Origin of the sequence: Haloferula sp. BvORR071 (assembly GCF_000739615.1) — a bacterium.
Classification (GTDB): Bacteria; Verrucomicrobiota; Verrucomicrobiia; order Verrucomicrobiales; family Akkermansiaceae; genus Haloferula.
Map to the genome: position 1 here is coordinate 1 of NZ_BATP01000042.1, position 17,877 is coordinate 17,877.

Genomic DNA, 17,877 nt, shown 5'->3' on the forward strand with positions numbered 1-17,877 from the left:
ATCCGAGCATGGGCGAGCATCTGAGCATCACCATGGTCAGCTCGCTGCCGGAAGACCGCCTGCACATGCCGCGGACTTCCTCGCTGGAGCGTCCGGCGTTGCTGGAGCCGACGGTGGGTTTCGCAGATGATGCTGAACCTGAACTTGAGCCGGATCCCGAACCCGAACCCGAATCTGAGCCCGAGCCAGAACCGGCACCGGTAGTGATTCGTCCCGCGCCGCGCGAAAAGAAGCCGGCGATTCCCGCGTCTGCGACGGCGGCCAGCCTGTTCGCCGAACCTGAGCCGCGCCCGGTAGTGGCCGAGTTCACCTCCCGCCCGGCGCAGCCGCCAGTGGTGGAAGAAGCGCCTTTCGCCGAGCCAGAGCCTTCGCCTTTCACGATCGACCGCAGCATTTCGAAGCAGGTGGTGACGGAGAAGGATGATTTCGCGAGCTTTGCCGAGGATGACGAGCCGGTGACGTCGTTGGGCGAGGCCGAGCTCGACGATGAGGATTTCCCGGCCGCTGCGACTCCAGTGGCCGAGGAAGAAGACGAGCCGGCCTTTTCCTCCATTGAGAAAGAGGAGCCCGCCGCGAAGGAGAGCAAGCCGGAGGATCCGGTGGTGCTACCAGGAGTCTTCGACGAACTGGATGAAGACTTTGCAGAGCTGGAAGAGCCGGCGACTGCGGAGCGTCCGGTGGTTTCCAAGGGCAAGGCTCCGGGCAAGGCCCAGTCTGAAATGAGCTTCGAGGGCGGCCCGCGCGGAAAATTCGAAGGCGCTTCCAGCCTGTTCGAAGGCGAGGATCTGGATGTGCCAGCCTTCCTGCGCAAGAAGCGTTGAGGCTCAGGGGATAGTGCAGGTGGTATAGATTCTTATACCACCTGCGGGGCAGGCCGCGCACGCGGGCTTTGCAATCTCTCCAACAGAAGCCATGGTGCGGGGCACCCGATCCATGGAGTCCAAGCCTGCCAGCCTCGATGCCCTGCGCATCGACCGATCCTCACATGCACCCATTCATTCCCGTGGTGGCGGCGGAGGGAAGGGTTGGATTTTTATACTGATCCTGCTGATCGCCGGCGGGGCTGCCGCATACTGGAAGTGGGGTCCGAAGCCCTTGACGGTCAAGACGGCGGTGGCGCGCAAGGAGAGCACCAGTGGTGGCGGGAGCTCGGCCAAGACCCTGCTCAATGCCTCGGGCTATGTGACCACGCGGCTTGATGCGACCGTTTCTTCCAAGGTCACCGGCAAGGTGAAGGAGATCCTGGTCGAGGAGGGGATGAAGGTCGAAAAGGACCAAGTGCTCGCGCGTTTGGACGATTCGAATGTCCTGACTGCGTTGCGCCTCTCGGAAGCGCGGCTTGTGGCCTCGCAGCGGGCCCTTGCAGAAGCTGAGCCGGGCTTAGTCTATGCCGAGGCGGAACTGGGCCGCATGACCGGCCTGGAAAAAGACCGCGCGGTGAGCCGGACCCTCTACGAGCGCGCGGATTCGGAAGCGCGGGGCTTGAGGGCCCGGGTCGATCGCCTGAAGTCCGAGATCACTGTGGCCGAGCGCCAAGTGGATGACTGGAAGCAGCAGCTCGACGACACGATCATCCGAGCGCCGTTCGCTGGGGTTGTGACGACCAAGGATTCGCAGCCCGGGGAGATGATTTCGCCGATCTCCGCGGGTGGTGGTTTTACCCGCACCGGGATCTGCACGCTGGTGGACATGAACTCGCTGGAGATCGAGGTGGATGTCGGCGAAAGCTTCATCAACCGGGTCAAATCCGGGCAGCCGGTGCAGGCGACTCTGGATGCGTATGCGGACTGGAAGATTCCCTGCAAGGTGATCGCAATCATTCCCACGGCCGATCGCCAGAAGGCGACGGTTAAGGTGCGGGTGGGCTTCGATCAGCTCGATCCGCGGATCCTTCCGCAGATGGGGGTGAAGGTTGCCTTCCAGAGCGATGAGAAGGTCGAGCCGGTGGCTGCCAATGCTATCATCGTGCCGAAGGCCGCACTCCAATCTTCGACTGAAGGCAAGGGTGTGGTGTGGCTGGTGCGCGATGGCAAGCTGGCACGCAAGGCGGTTGGCTTGGGTCCCGCACGGGGGGATGAGCAGGTGGTGACTGCCGGACTCACGGCGGGAGATACCCTGGTGCTGAATCCACCGTCCGATCTTGCCGAAGGCAAAAGCGTCAAAGTAGAAAAACTCCAATGAGCGATTCCCGCCCCACCCTCGTCCTCATCGACCGGGTCAACCGGACCTTCACCCGCGGCTCGCAGAGTGTCGAGGTGCTCTCCGGTCTGCATCTCGAAGTAAAAGAGGGTGAGTTCCTTGCTCTGATGGGCCCCTCCGGTTCGGGGAAATCGACGCTTCTGAATTTGATCGGTGGGCTCGACCGGCCGAGCTCCGGGACCCTGCAGATCGGCTCCGACCGGGTGGACCAGCTTTCGGATTCGCAGCTCGCCCATTGGCGCGCGCGGCACATTGGTTTCGTGTTCCAGTTCTACAATCTGCTGCCCGCGCTGAATGCGGAGCGGAATGTCGAGCTGCCGCTGCTGCTGACGCATTTGAGCAAGGCGCAGCGGCGCGATCACGTGGCTGCCGCGCTGAATGCGGTGGGACTGTCGCACCGCACCAAAGCCTTCCCGCGGACGATGTCCGGTGGCGAGCAGCAGCGGGTGGGCATTGCCCGGGCGATTGTGACCGACCCCACGGTGCTGCTTTGTGACGAGCCGACGGGTGACCTCGACCGCAAGTCGGGGGATGAGATCCTGACGCTGCTGCAGTCGCTCAACAAGGACCACGGCAAGACCATCATCATGGTGACGCACGATCCGCATGCCTCGCACCGCGCGACGCGGACCGTGCACCTCGACAAGGGCCAGCTTTCCGACAATCCGGTGGACTGAACCGCGCCGCACCCCACCATGAAATTCTTCCACTTGGTATGGGCCGGCCTGATGCGCAAGAAGCTGCGCACGGTCCTGACCTTCTTCTCGATCATGGTCGCCTTCATGCTCTTTGCCTTCTTGGGCTCGCTGAAGGCGGCACTGACAGGCGGAGTGCAGATGGCGGGCTTGGACCGGCTGATGCTGCGGCACAAGATCTCCTTCATCATGACCCTGCCGCAGGCCTACAAGGCGCGGATCCTGAACGTCCCGGGGGTGAAGGCAGTCTGCCACCAAACTTGGTTCGGCGGCGTCTATCAGGACAAGCCGGAGAACAACATCGGGACCTTTCCGGTGATTCCCGAGGATTTCTTCGAGATGTTCCCGGAATTCATCCTCAAACCCGAGGAGAAGCAGGCCTGGCTGAATACCCGCACCGGCGCGATCGTCGGCCGCAAGACCGCCAACCGGCTCGGCTGGAAGCTCGGCGACCGGATTCCGCTGAAGTCCTCGATCTGGGGAGTCCCTGCTGGGATGAGCCAGTGGGAATTCGAGATCGTCGGGATCTTCGATGGTGCGAAGAAGACCACGGACACCAACAACTTCTACTTCCGTTACGACTACTTCGAGGAGGCGCGGCAGCGCGAGAAGGGGATGGTCGGATGGTACTCAATCAAGATCAGCGATCCCGCCCGCTCCGCGGAGATCGCGGCGAAGATCGATGAGGAATTCGCGAACTCTCCCTATGAGACCAAGACCGAGGCGGAAGCTGCCTTCGTGCAAGGCTTCGCCAATCAGATCGGGGACATCGGTGCGATCACCATGGCGGTGGTGGGAGCGGTGTTCTTCACAATCCTAATCGTCGCGGGAAATACGATGGGCCAGTCGGTGCGTGAGCGCACGGAGGAGCTCGGGGTATTGAAGGCGCTGGGTTTCACGAACTCGCGGGTGCTGATCCTGGTGCTGCTGGAATCTTGCTTGTTGGCCGTGATTGCGGGCTTCTCCGGCTTGGGAATCGCTTGGGTGATCGTGAATACGGTGGAGCCGCCGCAGATGCTGCCTTTGGTTTATTTGCCGCAGTCGACCTTGGAGGCGGGGGCGATCTTTGCCGTCGCGCTAGGTGTGGTTGCCGGGATTATTCCTGCCTGGCAGGCGATGCGGTTGCAGATTGCTGAAGCGCTGCGCCGAGGCGGTTGAGGTCTGCTGCTGCGCGAATTTCAAATCTCAAATTTCAGATCTCAAATACCCGATCTCTCCATGTCTGGCCTCCGCCAAGTTATTGCCGTTGCGCTCTTCAACCTGCGCTCGATTCCTGAACGCAAGGGGTCGGCCCTGACCGCGGTGATCGGGATCGCCGGGGTGGTGGGGGTGCTGGTTGGAGTCCTGGCGATTTCGGAAGGCTTCCGTAGCACGATGACGAATGCCGCCTCTCCGCAGGTGGCGGTGGTGCTGCGTGAGGGTGCGGAGAACGAGATGAGCAGCGGCCTGTCGCGGGAGATTACCCGGATTGTCGCCGATGCTCCCGGGATCGCGCGCAATGCTTCCGGGCCACTCACCTCCGCGGAGCTGTTCGTGATCATCAATCTGCCCAAGCGCTCGCTGCCTACGGATGCGAATGTGCCGCTGCGCGGGATCCAGCAGACGGCGTACGAGGTGCGGGGCAATATCAAGATGGTGGAGGGCCGGCACTTTGAGCCGGGGAAGAATGAGATCATCGTGGGTGCCGGTGCGGCGCGGGCCTTTGCCGGGCTGGACTTGGGCAATGAAGTAAAGATGGGCCAGGTGACTTGGACCGTTGTGGGCATCTTTACGGCGGATGGCGGGATCGGCGAATCCGAGATCTGGGCGGACGCTGATGTTCTGGCTCCGGCCTACAATCGCACAGAGAACCGCCAGTCGGTTTACGTCCGGCTCGAGTCGGAGAACTCCTATCAGGAGTTTGCCGATGCCCTGAGCAGCGATCCTCGCTTGAGCGTGAAGACGCGGCTGGAGTCGGATTTCTACGCGGAGCAATCGAAGATGGTGACCACCTTCATCATGACCATTGGCTTCTTCATCGCCACGCTGATGGCGGTGGGTGCGCTCTTCGGTGCACTGAACACGATGTACAGCGCGGTGGCCGGGCGCACCCGGGAAATCTCCACGCTGCGCGCGCTGGGCTTCGGGCGCGGGCCGGTGGTGGCCTCGATCATGGTGGAGTCGATTATCCTCTCGCTGGCAGGTGGAGCACTAGGGGCAATAGCCGCTTATCTTCTGTTCGATGGCTACCGGGCCTCGACGATGAACTTCCAGACCTTCAGCCAGGTGACCTTCTCCTTCCGCGTCACGCCGCCGCTGCTGATCATCGCGATCATTTTCGCGACGGCGATCGGCTTGGTCGGTGGGATTTTCCCAGCCCTGCGGGCGGCGCGGCTGCCGATTGCATCGGGTTTGCGCGAGTCGTAGTGGTAATGATTCGGACGGGCCTTGCGGGAGGCGGGCCGGAGGGCCTAAATCGCGCCCGCTATGGAACACCACGTCTATTTCTGGTTGAAGGAAGAGCGCAAGAACGAGGCCGATCTCGCCACCTTCGAAGCGGGGCTCGATGATCTCTTCAAGGTGAAGGGCTGCACCGGCGGCTTCTGGGCCGTGCCGGCCAAGGTGATGGAGCGCCCGGTGGTCGACCAATCCTGGGACTACGCGACCACGATGACCTTCCCCTCCGTGGAGGCGCAGGATATCTACCAAGAAGATCCGGACCACTACGTCTTCATCAACAGCTTCAAGGATTGGTGGGCGAAGGTGGAGGTGAAAGACCTGGAACGGAAGATGAAGTAAGATCGCCCTGATGAAAGCCCTGCAACTCGTCGCTCCTTCGGAGCTGGCCGTGGTGGATCTCCCGGTGCCCTCGCCCGGTGCCGGTGAAGTCCGCTTGCGCGTGAAAGCCTGCGGCATCTGTGGCAGTGACCTGCACGGCATGGATGGCAGCAGCGGCCGGCGGATCCCGCCGATCGTGATGGGCCACGAGGCGAGCGGGACGGTGGATGCGTTGGGCGACGGAGTGTCGGCCTGGAAGGCTGGCGACCGTGTGACCTTCGACTCCACGGTCTGGTGCGGCGAGTGCGGCTACTGCCGCGAGGGCCGGGTGAATCTGTGCGATTCACGGCAGGTGGTGGGCGTGTCCTGTGCTGAGTTCAAGCGCGACGGTGCCTTCGCGGAATACGTGACGGTGCCGCAGCGGATCCTGCACCGCTTGCCGGAGGGGCTCTCCTTCGCGGAGGCTGCTTTTGCCGAGCCGGTGGGCGTGGCGCTGCACGCGGTGCGGCGTGCGGGGGATATTTCTGGAACTACGGTGCTTGTCGTAGGTGCGGGGCTGATCGGTCTTTTGGTGATCCAGGCGTTGAAACGCGCCGGTGCTGCGAAGGTGATCGCCGTGGATCTCGATGAAGGCCGCCTACAGCTGGCGCGCGAGCTGGGTGCGGATGAATGCCATCTCTCAGCGAATGCGCGGGCCTTGCTGGTGGATATCGCGATGGAAGTCGTCGGCGCCGCGCCGACGGTCGACCTCGCCGTGCGCTCGGTGCGCAAGGGCGGCAAGGTGGTGCTGGTGGGAAATCTCTCGCCCAATGTGCCGCTGCCTCTGCAGATCGTGGTGACCCGCGAGCTGGACGTGCTGGGTTCCTGCGCGATTGCCGGCGAGTATCCGGATGCCTTGGAGGCGATTGCCTCGGGCGGGATCCGCGTGAAACCGCTGATCACGGCAGCGGTGGCGCTGGAACAGGGCAAGGAAGCCTTTGTGAAGGCGAAGGCACCGGGAGCGCTGAAGGTGCTGGTGGTGGATGAGTGAATTGTTTCGAGCTGAACCGATGGAATCCGAAGAAACCAAGGACGAAGCCGCCGCTCCAGCGGCTGCTGACTGCAGCTACTGTGGAGCAAAGGCGCAGGTGCGTGCGAATACGATCGATTCGATTCTCGGTGAATCGTCGAATCGCTTCGCTTGTCCTTCCTGCTTCCAAGAGCATCACCGCTTCATGTTGGAGAGACTCGGCACCATGGATGCGGAGCTGATGGAACTGGACAAGGCCACGCAAATGGAAGCGCTGCGGCAACTCTCCGACGAAACGGAAGCCCATATGAAGCAGTGGGTGAAGCAACGTGATAACTGACTTTGACCGAATGGACCTTTTCGATCTCAGCGGGAAGACCGCACTCGTCACCGGTGCCAGCCGGGGACTAGGCAAAGGATTTGCTTTGGCACTCGCACGCGCGGGAGCGGATGTGGTGGTGACCAGCCGCAGCTTGGAATCTCTTGACGCGACTGTCGCCGAGATTGAAGCGCTGGGCCGGAAGGCATGGCCGGTGGTGCTGGATGTCCGGGAGAAGGACAGCATCACCGCAGCGGCGGAGGTAGCATGGAGCGCGGCAGGAAAGCTGGATATTCTGGTCAACAACGCGGGTTGCAACGTGCGTAAACCGGCGCTGGAGGTGACCTGGGAGGACTGGAACCTGATCCTCGATACCAATCTGCGCGGGGTCTTCTTCGTGGCTCAGGCAATCGCGCGTCGGATGGTCGAGCGCGGTTATGGGCGGATCATCAATATCGGCTCGGTGACCTGCGTGAATGGCTATGCAGGCTTGGCTCCTTATGGCGCGAGCCGTGGCGGGGTGAAGCAACTCACGATGAGCTTGGCGGACGACTGGGGGAAACACGGGGTGACCGTGAACTGCCTGGCACCGGGATGGTTCAAGACCGCGCAGAACGCGGTGATGTACGAGGACCAAGCTTGGGTGGATTACCTCACCGACCGGATCCCGCTGAAGCGCCCGGGCGCACCGGGGGATCTGGATGGGACTCTGGTGTTCCTCGCTTCGGATGCGAGCGCCTACATGACCGGGCAAACGCTGCTGGTGGACGGGGGGATCTCCGTCGGCGCGGTGAAGGCGGTGCCGAAGAAGTAGCACGCCGTGAGGTGGGTGTCACACCCCGCGCTTCCAGAGCCACACGGGTCCATCTTCGGGATGATTCACCTCTCCGCCGAAGCTGAACCCGTTCTTTTCGCAAATGCGGGTCGAAGGGCCGGCCTCGGGCTCGGTGTGGGCAATGATTTCACGGGCCCCACCGTTGGCTTGGGCGAGTTTGACGAGCTCGGCGGCGATGGCGGTTCCGTAGCCCTTGTGCTCGTAAGGCGGGAAGGTGAACCAGGCGAGCTCGATCTGCCCTGCGGCATCAGGTGCTCCCTTGAAAGCTCCGGTGCCGACGACCATCTGATCGGGAGTTAGCGCGAGGTAGCCGCACCAGGGCGGGGTGGTGCCCATGTCGAGGGTGCCGTGGATCACGTCCATCAGGATGTCGGAGATCGCCTCGTAGTTGTGGCAGCCGAAATCGAGGTCCGGGGTGATGGGGAGAAGCTGGAGGGGCATGTTGTTGAAGCCATCTTCACGCCGGAATCGTGCTTGCCAAGTGCGATCCTCGGCACCCCGCGTGGCATTTTCCGGGCGGCCTCAGGGGAAAGCTGCGGCCCGGATGCCCCGGATTTCGGATTCGCTGTGGCCCAAATTGGCAAGCTGGGTGCAAAGGTTGTCGATGAGTTTGGCTTGATCCCGGTCGCCATTCCGCTGGGCAACCTCGCGGGCGTAGCGTCCCGCTTGGTCCAGTCGCTCGGCCGGATCTTGGAACAGCGCCAGGGTGCCGCGTAGTGTGTTGGCACCATCGGAGGAGAAGAAGCTGCTTTCGGCTGCCGCGAACATGGTATCGTACAAAAGCTTCGTTCTCGCCCCGCGATCATCGATTGCATCCAAGGCGGCGCCCAGCAGCGCCGGGTTGGCGAGTTCGGAATAGATCATCCTGCGGATCATGGACGGGTCGGGCTTCTCGGCGCTCACTTGCTGGGAGATGGTCTCGCCCAACCATGTGGCATATTCCTTCGCGGGAATGCCCGACTTCACGCTCGTGAGCAACTGCTCGATCGGCAATTCAAGGGCTCCCTTGCCGACGCAGTGGCTGAAGTAGAAATCGATGGCGGCTTGGGGTGAGGTCTTCGCCCAATCCTGGAGGAAATTGGAGGGAAAGATGTCGGGGAACTTGCCCTCGTCAGACTTGGCCTTCTCCAATACGGCCGTGGCGAAGCGGGCGAAATCAAAGTCGGAAGCGAAGTTGGTCGTGCACAAGGTGGGCATGCTCTTGCAGGGACCGAGATTCCCCAGCAGATAGAGTCCCGTCTCCGTGTCCATGGTCTTGTCGCGCAACCCGAGCTTGGAAAGCTCCTCGCGGGCGAAGCCACTGATCTCCGAGGTGGTGAAGTTTCTGCCCTTTAGGAACTCGAGCCTCTCCCGGATTGATGCGTTCCTCATGGAGTCGGCGATGATCGCGCAATAGAGCTTGGCACGCTGGCTGGGAAGATTCGCATCGATCCAAGCGAAGGTGGCGTCGCGGTCCTTGCGCGCCATGGTGATGAGCAACGCGTCGAGGCTCATCCGCATTACCGGCGGCAGGCCTTCAACGGGATCGGATTGTTCCAAGAAGGCCGTGGCCAAGATCCTCAGGTCGGGTAGGCTCCACTCGCGGAAGTCGACAGTACCCTTGGGGGCGGATGGGTCCTTGAGCGCCCGGAGCTCCGCTTGCAGGGCGGGATTCTGTGGCGTGTCCCGGCGTGCGGTCTTCTCTGGCTTTGCTGCCGCATGGCCAGATGCGGCGGGAGGCTCGGGTTCTTCTGCGGTGGAGCGAAGCGACCAGCCCCCGATCCCGCCGATCAGAATTCCGCTACTCAGAACCAGTAGGAATGGGGCCGTCTTCATCTCGCGTGATAACTCCTTGTGGCAGGAATCCACGGCGAGGAAAGGCCTCAGTCGCGCTTTTCCATCAGCAAGGTCCGGATGTCCGCCATGACCAAGCGGGGGTCGAGGGTTCCGGAGCTGTAGATATTTCGGATCGTGCCGCTTTCATCGATCAGGAAGACCCGCAGGCTGTGGTTCAGCGGGCCCATGGGGGATGCCGGGTCCTTCTTGCGGGAGACCGCCTGCCCGTAGTCCGCGAGGATGGGGGCAAGGGTGGACCGGGAGGCGGTGGTCAGGAATTGCCACTCGCAACCCTGGGGGAACTCCCCGGCGATGGCAGAGTAGGCGCTCATGCGCTCGGGAGTATCATGCTCAGGATCAAAGCTCATGCTGAGCAGGCGCAGGCCACCGGCGAGCGTGGGGTCGGCGGTGCTCTGCTCGTGCAAGCTGCGGAGCACGCCGGTGGCGTGGGGGCAGGCCTGGGGATCAGCACAGCGGGAGTAGATCAAGCTGAGCACGGTCACGCGGCCGCGAGTTAAATCCTTGAGCTGCCGTGCGGTGCCGGTCGCATCGATCACCGCGCCGCCGGGGGCTGGGCGGATGCCCGGCAGCGTGTAGCTGCCGGGCTCCGGTGCGGTGTAGTCAGGGGCTTCTTCCGCCCGCAGCGGCAGGGAAAGAAGAGCGAGGATGATGAAGGGGATGAGTTTCATGGCGAATTCCTTTCCTCAGTTGCCGACCTTGGTGGAGCCGAAGAGCATGTGGTGGGGGCGGCCCAATTTCAGCTCGTTGAAGTCGAGGGCGAAGCGCTGGTCGAGCTGCTTGCCGTTCCAAGCGTAGCCGCGGACGAATTGCTCGTTGTCCGCGCCGCCCTTGTCCCAGCGGGCGAGCAAGGAGCTGCTGAAGTAGAGGCGCTTTCCATCCCAGCTCTGGGAGACCATGTTCAACTGCCTACCGATCTGGTTCTCGTGGATCACCGTAGGGTGGTGGGGATTGGAGACGTCGAAGACCCGGCAGGTGCCATCGCCGAAGCAATCGACGAAGAGGCGCTGGTCATCCGCGCTCAGGCTGATGTCGACCGGCAGGCAGCCGCCCTTGCCGCCGATGTCGGCGACTTCCTCGGACTGCCACTCGCCCTTCTCATCTTGATAGACCAGCCACAGCTTTGAGGTGAGCGCAGTGGCGGTGAAGGCGTAGTTGTGTTTCGCGCCCCATGCCCAACGGATCTCCAGCGGCGCGCCGGGAACCTTGAGTGCTTTGAGCGGCTTGCGGGTGTGGAAATCCCAGACGACCATGCTGTTCCCGAAGTGCTTCATGGCTTCCGGATCACCGGCGACATCGCCGAAGGCGCGGGTGTAGTTGTCCCAGCCGGTGAAGGAACTGGTGAGCATCACGTTCTTTCGCGGCAACACGCGGGCATCGTAGCCGTAGCCATCGGCGAGTTCGGGATTCTTCACGCCGCGGGGATCGGCGGGGGAGGGCAGCCAGTGGGTGGCGATGTAGTCGGCCTCGTTGCTGTATTCGACCAGCGCGGTGCGGCCGCCCTTGTCCTTGGTATTCGAGAGACAGGGAATCAGGACGCGGCCGGGCAGGGCATAGGCACCGTGGGGCCCCATCGCGCCGCTCTTCTTCGCGAAGTCGGTGATGGTCTTCACAAGCTTGGGTCGCGCGGGATCGGTGTGGACGTCGAAGATGAAGATCCGGTTCGTCTCCAGGCCGGAGAGCCAGAGCTGGCGGCGGTCATCGGTGAAGCCGCCGTGGTGGGCCTCATTGCGGCCGCCGGTGCTGACGGAGTGGATGACCTTGCCGTAGTTCGTGGAGCCCGGGTTGACGTCCACGGTGACCAGCTTGTCGGAGCCATCGCCCTGACCTTCTATGCCGAGGGTCCAGACGTAGAGGAATTCCTCCTGGCCTTCGATGCGGGTGAGGTAGGGGGAGGAACAGGTTTCATCGCCACGCGCAACGACGCTGCAGAACAAGGCGATGATCAGAATGACGAGGAGAGTCTCAGCGGGAATGCCGCGGAAGTTCGAGGGTTTCATGGTAGAGGAGAGTCGTGTGGGGAAGAGAGGCCGGCGCGGGAGGGTCGCGCCGGCCGGAGGAGGAATGAGCAGATCAAGCCGCCTGGCGGCCAGCCATGCTGCCGAGCACGAGCCGCGAGGTCAGCGGGATGGAGTTCGAGACGTTGAAGTAGTTCGGCGAGGTGGCCATCACCTTGCGATGGATGCGCTCGAACTGCTCCGGCGTGCCGTCGCCCTTCAGGTGTACGGTGTATTTCAAGCCGTCGTAGCCGGGCTTCACCGTGGGATCGAGGCCAAGGAAACCGCGCAGGTCGATGTCGCCTTCGGTTTCGATCCGCAGCTCTTCGATGGTGATGCCCTCGAGGGAGCAGAGAGCGGTGTAGCCGACGACCATGCAGGAATTCAGCGCGGCCATCAGGTATTCCTGCGGGTTCGCATGTTGGTTGGTGCCGCAGAGTTCGACCGGTTCATCGACGCAGATGGTGAAGTCCTTCGCGAGACGCTGGCCGGCGAGGTAGGAGGCGCTCACCTTGGTGTCAGAGCGGGTGCCGCCCTTCCATTCGGTGCTGACCTGCCAAGTGGTCTGGCCCTGGGCGGGATCCTTGCTGATCGCGTCGATAGCGCCGAGGAGGCCAGCGGTGTTGATGCCGTTGATGACTTGAGGATTGGTCTTCATGGTTTTGGTGGTTTGATGTGATGTGGAGGTCCGCGATGTTTCGTTGGTGCGGATGCGGAAGCTAATTGCTTGCCGCGTGCCAAGGGTGTGCTGGTGGTGGTAGGCATTGAGGATAAAGGGTTCCGCGAATGGTGTGTGATTCCAAGGGTCTCACGGGATTTCGCGACTCGCGGGATCTCGCGAGGGGAAGACACGAGGATTCGCGAGTGTTAGAGGCGAGGTGCCGATGCCAATCCGATTGGCGTCCCATGGAGTGCTGCGGCACGACGCCGCTTTGGCTTGGTGGGAGGCCACTCCTCGCCAATTCGTGAACGCCTGCCGCAGCGTTACCAACCCGAAGCCAAAACCGCGTTGTGCCGCAGCACTCCACAGGGCCTTCGATCAGCTCTTCACCGCTCGCTCAATCCCGAGGGCCTTGAGGCGGGAACTGAAGGTGGAGGCTGGCACGCCAAGGAGCGCGGCGGCGCCGGTATTGCCGGCGATCTTACCGCTCGCGGCATTCAGGGCGCGTTTGAGGTTGGCGCGTTCGAGTTCTTCGAATTCCTTTGCAGTGAGGACGCCGCCTTCTTCCTCCGCTTGAACTACGATATGCTTCGTAGTTGCGGCGGCTGGCATGGCCTTCGCGAGGTCGGGGCGGGTGCCGGGGGAGAGGATAATGGCGCGCTCGATGACGTTCTGGAGTTCGCGGATATTCCCCGGCCAATCGTGGGCGGCGAGGCGGCGGGCGTCCTCCGGATGCAGGGGCGCGAGCTTGCGGCCCATGCGGCGGCCGAAGCGTTCTTGGAAGGCCGAGGCCAATTCTGCGATGTCATTGCCACGCTCGCGCAGCGGCGGCACGGAGAGGGGAAAGACATTCAGGCGATAGTAGAGGTCCTCGCGGAACTTCCCCTCCGCGACCATCTCGGCGAGATCGCGGTTGGTGGCCGCCACCACGCGAACATCGACCTTGCGGGTCTTGGTGCTGCCGAGCGGCTCGAATTCGCCTTCCTGCAAGACGCGCAGGAGCTTGGCTTGCAGGTCGAGCGGCAGCTCGCCGAGCTCATCGAGGAAGATGGTACCGCCATCGGCCAAGGCGAAGCGGCCTTCGCGCTTGGCCACTGCGCCGGTGAAGGCTCCCTTCTCGTGACCGAAGAATTCGCTCTCCATCAGGGTGCCGGGAATCGCGGCGCAATTCACCCTCACCAGTGGGCGGTCCTTGCGCGGGCTGGAGCTATGGATCGCGCAGGCCACGAGCTCCTTGCCGGTGCCAGTTTCGCCGTTGATCAGCACTGTGGCATCGGTAGCGGCGACCTGCTGGATTGCGGCTTTCAGCTCGAGAATCGGTTTGCTCCTCCCCAGGAGGCCGTTGATTCCGGTCTCTTCCGCCAGCATGTCGCGCAGGTATTCGGCCTCGGAGGAGAGCCGCGCGATGCGCTGCTCGGCTTCAAGCCGTTCGTCGATATTGCGGAGAATCAGCGTGAAGTAGCGCGTGCCGCGGAAATCGAAGCGCGAGAGCGTGGCCTCCGCGGGGAAACGGCTGGAGTCGGCGCGCAGCACGGTGAGCTGGGATGGCATCCACAATTGTCGCCCGCCGCTTTCGCAGAGTTCGCGGACGCATCCACTGAGGAGCTTCGCGCTTTCCCCGGCGAGGAACCACTTCGCTTCCTGCCCGAGCATCTGCTCGCTGCTGTAGCCGGAGAGGCGCTCGGCGGCGGGATTCGCGCGGACAATGCGTGAATTTCCATCGAGCACGACAATGCCGTCCATGGCGCTGTCGAGTAGGCTTGAGATTTCTTCCTCGCGGGCCCGGGCTTGCTGCTCCATGCGCAGGCGGCGGCACTCGGCGGCAGCGCGGGCGGCAAAGATCTCGAAGAGCGAGACCAGCCGCGGCTCGCCGGGGAATGGCTTGGTATCAAGGACCGCGAGGTGGCCGATAATCGAGCCGTCCGGATCGAAGAGCGGCACGCCCATGTAGCTGCGGACGTTCAGCGTGCGGACATCCGGCTCATTCGGGTAAAGCTCGATCATGCGATCCGGGAAGAGCACCAGCTTGCGCTCGCGCAGGACGGCTTCGCAGGGCGTGCCCTCGATGTGATGCTCGTAGTCCTCCAGGTAGCCGCCATTGATCCAGAAGGCGTGGGCGCGCAAACGATGCGTTTGGGGAAGGTATTCGGTGACCCAGGCTCCGGCGGTTCCCATCACGGCGGCAAGGTTCTTCACCAGCGAGCGGAAGAACTCCGTGCCAGTTTCGGAGACCGTGCCTTCGATCACCAGCCGGAGGGCGCTGGTATCGGCCGGGGAGGGATCGTCCATGTCCACCAGCTTGCGGGACTGGCGGCACAGCTTCAATGCTACTTTTGACCCATCCCGACTTGAAGGAAATCTGGCGGGAGGCACCCCGGTTTTGCGCATTGAAATATTGAGTGCCTTCCGAGCGTCGAATTACTTCCTATCCCCGCTTCTGCGGGGCGAATTGAGCAGTCTCCGCCGGAATGCGTCCAAAATCCCATGCCCTTGTCGCGCTTGGCCTGTTCTTGGCCATATGCCGCCTTGCCTTTCCGTGCATGCTCAGGGGCAGCTTTCACAACCCTGGCCGCTTCGGCTGGCTTGAGTTCACCGAATAGGCCTGCTGGAATTCTCCTCAAACCTTGATCCATGAAACCCGCCATCACATTGCGCCTCGCATCCTTCGCTTGTTGTTGTCTGACCTTTGCCCATGCCGCGGAGGAGCCGATGGCGCACAATGTGCCAGTCAACGAAGCCGCCGCCCACATGACCGTGCCGGCGGGCTTCGCGGTGGATTTGATCGCCGGTGAACCGGATGTGGTGCAGCCGATCGCGATGTGCTTCGACGCCCGCGGACGAATTTGGGTGGCGGAGGGTATGACCTATCCGATCCGGGCAGCGGAAGGTGAGGGGAAGGACCACATCCTGATCTTCGAGGACGCGGATGGGGATGGCAGCTTCGAGACCCGCAAGGTCTTCGCGGAGGGGTTGAATCTGGTGAGTGGGCTTGAGACCGGCTTCGGCGGGGTCTTCGTGGGCGCGGCTCCCTACATGATGTTCCTCGCGGACAAGGACGGCGACGACAAGGCCGACGGCCCGCCGGAGATCCTGCTCGATGGCTTCGGCTATGAAGACACCCACGAGACTTTGAACTCCTTCACCTGGGGCCCGGATGGCTGGCTCTATGGTTGCCATGGCGTCTTTACGAACTCGCGGGTCGGCAAGCCCGGCACCCCGGCCAAGGAGCGGGTGCCGCTCAATGCGGGCATCTGGCGCTACCACCCGGTGACGAAGAAGTTCGAGGTCTTCGCGTGGGGTACCTCGAATCCTTGGGGGCTCGACTTCAATGACCGCGGCGAGGCCTTCTGCGAGGCCTGCGTGATCCCGCACCTCTGGCACATCATCCCCGGCGGCTACTACCAGCGCCAGGCGGGCTCACACTTCAATCCGTCAATCTACGAGCCGATCGAGACCATCGCCGATCACCGCCACTGGGTGGGTGATATCCGCGAGCACGCGCACTGGGGGCATGAGGGCGAGATCGCGCAGAATGTTTCCGAGGCGGGTGGCGGCCATGCGCATGCTGGCTTTGTGGTCTGCCTGAGCGATGCCTTCCCGGCGGAGTTCCGCGACAGCGCGATCTTCTTCAATGTGCACGGGCATCGCCTGAACCACGACCTGCTGGAGCCGAAGGGTTCGGGCTACGTGGGCAAGCACGGCAAGGACCTGATGTTCTCGAATGACCAGTGGTTCCTTGGTGTCGGCCTCAAAGCCGGGCCGGATGGAGCGATCTATTTCACCGACTGGCATGACCCGACGAGCTGCCACCGCACCGATCCGCTGCGCTGGGATCGCAGCAATGGCCGGCTCTTCCGCTTGCGCAATGGCGAGGTGAAGGGATTTAAAGGTGATCTCGCGAAGATGTCCGATCTTGAGCTGGCGAAGCTGCAGGCGGGCCGCGGCGAGTGGGCGCTGCGGACCGGCCGTCGCATCTTGCAAGAGCGGGTGACGAGCGGCAGGGAACTGGATCCCGCAGCCCGCGTCTTCCTTTTGCAGACTCTGCTCGACCACAAGGATGAGACCCGTCGGCTGCGCGCGATGTGGTGCCTCGCTGCCTGCGGTTCGATGGTGAAGGAGCCGATGTTCGCCGATTCCAGCGAGGCCGTGCGAGGCTGGTCGGTGCGCCTGGCCGCGGAGTCAGGGCAAGAGCCGTCTGCGGAAGCGTGGCGCAATCTCGCCGACAGGGAGAAATCACCCCAGGTGCTACTGGCCCTGTGTTCCGCTCTGCAAAAGCTCAAGCCGGATCTGGCGATGGACCTGGCCGAAAGGCTCGCACCGAAGATGGATCCGAATGACGCGAACTTGCCGAAGATGTTCTGGTTCGGCTTCGAGGCGCTCGTGCCGCGCAACGAAAAGCGCGCGGTGCAGATCGCGATGACTTGCCCGGACAAGCGCATGCTGGCTTGGACCGGGCGCCGGCTGAAGTCGGCTGATGCGCTGGTCGATGACATCGCCCTGAACGGCGAACGGACGGGAGACTTGCTCGATGCCCTGGCCGGTCGCCTGGACAAGGTGGCGGATGAACGCCTGACTTCCGCGCACCGCGAAGTCCTCGCGAAAATCGCAGCCAGCTCTAACAGTGAGCTCAAGGCCAAGGCGGAAACCCTCCTGGCCCGCGCCGGTGACAAGGAAGCCATGGTCAAGCTCTGGGCCACCCTGGAAGACCGCAAGGCGGCCGCGCCAGCGAGGCTCGATGCGCTGCGCCTGCTCACTCCTTCATTGGGCAAGGACGACGTGAAACGCCTGAGCGGCATGATGGACGATGCCGACTTGCGCTTGCCGGTGCTCTTGATCAGCCCGCGCCTGCTGGATACCGATGCGGTGATCGATCGAGTGGCCGGCTTCACGCCCCAGGAAAAGCTCGCGGTGAGCCGCTTGGCCGCGCGCGAGGGCAAGGGCAGCCGCCTGCTCGAGTGGCTCGAAGCCAAGAAGCTCCTCGACAAGGACATTCCCGCCGATGCCGTCGCACGCCTGCGCGAGAGCAAGGATGCCGAGCTGGTGGCCAAGGTGGAAGAACACTGGGGCAAGCTGAACACCGACCAAGCGGCACGCCGTGCGGCAATCACGGAATGGCGCGGCAAGCTGGGTCCCGACGTTCTTGCGAAGGCGGAGCCCGCCAAGGGCCGCGCGATCTTCGACCGGACCTGTGCCGCATGTCATAAGCTCTTCGGTGAAGGCGCGGATATCGGGCCCGAACTCACCGGCGGTGACCGCATGAATGTGGACCACTGGCTCGACAACATCTTCGAGCCCAGCGCGCTGATCGGCCAAGGTTACGAGCTCCACCAAGTCGAGAAGAACGACGGCACGGTGGTCAGCGGTATGCTCTCCGCCCAGGACGACAATGAGATCGTGCTGAAGATGGTGGGGGTGGAGACCCGCGTGGCGAAGAAGGACATCAAGTCCGACAAACCGCTGGGCATGTCGCTCATGCCGGAGGGCTTGTTGAACGGCATGTCCGAGCAAGACGTGCAGAACCTGATCTCTTACCTCAGGTCGCCGGCGCAGGTGAAGCCTTGAGGCCTGTTAG

15 protein-coding genes and 1 pseudogene are annotated in these 17,877 nt (G+C 63.0%); 10 read left to right on the top strand and 6 right to left on the bottom strand.

Annotated elements, in window-relative coordinates:
* The 9 genes and pseudogenes from BV071_RS22880 to BV071_RS22920 form a co-directional block, all read left to right on the top strand.
* A pseudogene (locus BV071_RS22880) lies at positions 1-821 on the top strand (hypothetical protein); the annotation flags it as partial.
* Positions 822-933: 112 nt separating this feature from the next.
* Positions 934-2,181, top strand: a complete 1,248-nt coding sequence (locus tag BV071_RS22885) for an efflux RND transporter periplasmic adaptor subunit (protein ID WP_035612219.1) — start codon at positions 934-936, stop codon at positions 2,179-2,181.
* A complete protein-coding gene (locus BV071_RS22890) occupies positions 2,178-2,876 on the top strand; it encodes an ABC transporter ATP-binding protein (protein ID WP_035612195.1) in 699 nt (232 codons plus the stop codon). Before BV071_RS22885 ends, BV071_RS22890 begins: the two co-directional genes overlap by 4 nt.
* Positions 2,877-2,894: 18 nt before the next feature.
* On the top strand, positions 2,895-4,052 hold the full coding sequence (locus BV071_RS22895; protein ID WP_035612196.1) for an FtsX-like permease family protein: 1,158 nt from the start codon (positions 2,895-2,897) through the stop codon (positions 4,050-4,052).
* A gap of 60 nt (positions 4,053-4,112) precedes the next feature.
* Positions 4,113-5,300: an ABC transporter permease gene (locus BV071_RS22900; RefSeq protein ID WP_035612197.1), complete on the top strand. Its 1,188-nt coding sequence runs from the start codon at positions 4,113-4,115 to the stop codon at positions 5,298-5,300.
* 60 nt (positions 5,301-5,360) lie between these two features.
* Positions 5,361-5,672 carry a Dabb family protein gene (locus BV071_RS22905; protein ID WP_052573765.1) on the top strand — a complete coding sequence of 104 codons (312 nt, stop codon included), beginning with the start codon at positions 5,361-5,363 and terminating at the stop codon, positions 5,670-5,672.
* Between the two features lie 10 nt (positions 5,673-5,682).
* Positions 5,683-6,681, top strand: coding sequence for a galactitol-1-phosphate 5-dehydrogenase (locus BV071_RS22910; protein WP_035612198.1), 999 nt, complete (start codon positions 5,683-5,685; stop codon positions 6,679-6,681).
* A 19-nt stretch (positions 6,682-6,700) separates the two neighbouring features.
* Positions 6,701-7,000: a hypothetical protein gene (locus BV071_RS22915; protein WP_035612199.1), complete on the top strand. Its 300-nt coding sequence runs from the start codon at positions 6,701-6,703 to the stop codon at positions 6,998-7,000.
* A gap of 10 nt (positions 7,001-7,010) precedes the next feature.
* Complete coding sequence (locus BV071_RS22920) at positions 7,011-7,793, top strand: glucose 1-dehydrogenase (protein WP_035612201.1); 783 nt, start codon at positions 7,011-7,013, stop codon at positions 7,791-7,793.
* 18 nt (positions 7,794-7,811) lie between these two features.
* Here BV071_RS22920 and BV071_RS22925 read toward each other — a convergent pair whose 3' ends face one another.
* The 6 genes from BV071_RS22925 to BV071_RS22950 all read right to left on the bottom strand — a co-directional run bounded on the left by BV071_RS22925 (position 7,812) and on the right by BV071_RS22950 (position 14,594).
* A complete protein-coding gene (locus BV071_RS22925; RefSeq protein ID WP_052573766.1) occupies positions 7,812-8,255 on the bottom strand; it encodes a GNAT family N-acetyltransferase in 444 nt (147 codons plus the stop codon).
* 81 nt (positions 8,256-8,336) lie between these two features.
* Positions 8,337-9,629: a hypothetical protein gene (locus BV071_RS22930; RefSeq protein WP_035612202.1), complete on the bottom strand. Its 1,293-nt coding sequence runs from the start codon at positions 9,627-9,629 to the stop codon at positions 8,337-8,339.
* Positions 9,630-9,676: 47 nt separating this feature from the next.
* Positions 9,677-10,318 carry an SCO family protein gene (locus tag BV071_RS22935; RefSeq protein ID WP_035612203.1) on the bottom strand — a complete coding sequence of 214 codons (642 nt, stop codon included), beginning with the start codon at positions 10,316-10,318 and terminating at the stop codon, positions 9,677-9,679.
* Between the two features lie 15 nt (positions 10,319-10,333).
* Positions 10,334-11,647, bottom strand: coding sequence for a selenium-binding protein SBP56-related protein (locus BV071_RS22940; protein WP_052573767.1), 1,314 nt, complete (start codon positions 11,645-11,647; stop codon positions 10,334-10,336).
* A gap of 73 nt (positions 11,648-11,720) precedes the next feature.
* Entirely contained in the window at positions 11,721-12,302 is a 582-nt protein-coding gene (locus BV071_RS22945; protein WP_035612204.1) for an OsmC family protein, read from the bottom strand.
* Positions 12,303-12,683: 381 nt separating this feature from the next.
* Entirely contained in the window at positions 12,684-14,594 is a 1,911-nt protein-coding gene (locus BV071_RS22950) for a sigma 54-interacting transcriptional regulator (RefSeq protein WP_035612223.1), read from the bottom strand.
* Between the two features lie 342 nt (positions 14,595-14,936).
* Here BV071_RS22950 and BV071_RS22955 point away from each other — a divergent pair, with 342 nt between their 5' ends.
* The gene (locus tag BV071_RS22955) at positions 14,937-17,867 is read left to right on the top strand and encodes a PVC-type heme-binding CxxCH protein (RefSeq protein WP_052573768.1); all 2,931 of its coding nucleotides are present in this window, start codon (positions 14,937-14,939) and stop codon (positions 17,865-17,867) included.
* Positions 17,868-17,877: the final 10 nt, after the last annotated feature.

Bases quoted from the DNA above. Each gene is read 5' to 3' on its own strand.
- BV071_RS22915 (WP_035612199.1), top strand. From the start codon at position 6,701: ATGGAATCCGAAGAAACCAAGGACGAAGCCGCCGCTCCAGCGGCTGCT.
- BV071_RS22910 (WP_035612198.1), top strand. From the start codon at position 5,683: ATGAAAGCCCTGCAACTCGTCGCTCCTTCGGAGCTGGCCGTGGTGGAT.
- BV071_RS22885 (WP_035612219.1), top strand. From the start codon at position 934: ATGGAGTCCAAGCCTGCCAGCCTCGATGCCCTGCGCATCGACCGATCC.
- BV071_RS22920 (WP_035612201.1), top strand. From the start codon at position 7,011: ATGGACCTTTTCGATCTCAGCGGGAAGACCGCACTCGTCACCGGTGCC.
- BV071_RS22930 (WP_035612202.1), bottom strand. From the start codon at position 9,629: ATGAAGACGGCCCCATTCCTACTGGTTCTGAGTAGCGGAATTCTGATC.
- BV071_RS22935 (WP_035612203.1), bottom strand. From the start codon at position 10,318: ATGAAACTCATCCCCTTCATCATCCTCGCTCTTCTTTCCCTGCCGCTG.
- BV071_RS22900 (WP_035612197.1), top strand. From the start codon at position 4,113: ATGTCTGGCCTCCGCCAAGTTATTGCCGTTGCGCTCTTCAACCTGCGC.
- BV071_RS22890 (WP_035612195.1), top strand. From the start codon at position 2,178: ATGAGCGATTCCCGCCCCACCCTCGTCCTCATCGACCGGGTCAACCGG.
- BV071_RS22950 (WP_035612223.1), bottom strand. From the start codon at position 14,594: ATGGACGATCCCTCCCCGGCCGATACCAGCGCCCTCCGGCTGGTGATC.
- BV071_RS22905 (WP_052573765.1), top strand. From the start codon at position 5,361: ATGGAACACCACGTCTATTTCTGGTTGAAGGAAGAGCGCAAGAACGAG.
- BV071_RS22945 (WP_035612204.1), bottom strand. From the start codon at position 12,302: ATGAAGACCAATCCTCAAGTCATCAACGGCATCAACACCGCTGGCCTC.
- BV071_RS22955 (WP_052573768.1), top strand. From the start codon at position 14,937: ATGAAACCCGCCATCACATTGCGCCTCGCATCCTTCGCTTGTTGTTGT.
- BV071_RS22940 (WP_052573767.1), bottom strand. From the start codon at position 11,647: ATGAAACCCTCGAACTTCCGCGGCATTCCCGCTGAGACTCTCCTCGTC.
- BV071_RS22895 (WP_035612196.1), top strand. From the start codon at position 2,895: ATGAAATTCTTCCACTTGGTATGGGCCGGCCTGATGCGCAAGAAGCTG.
- BV071_RS22925 (WP_052573766.1), bottom strand. From the start codon at position 8,255: ATGCCCCTCCAGCTTCTCCCCATCACCCCGGACCTCGATTTCGGCTGC.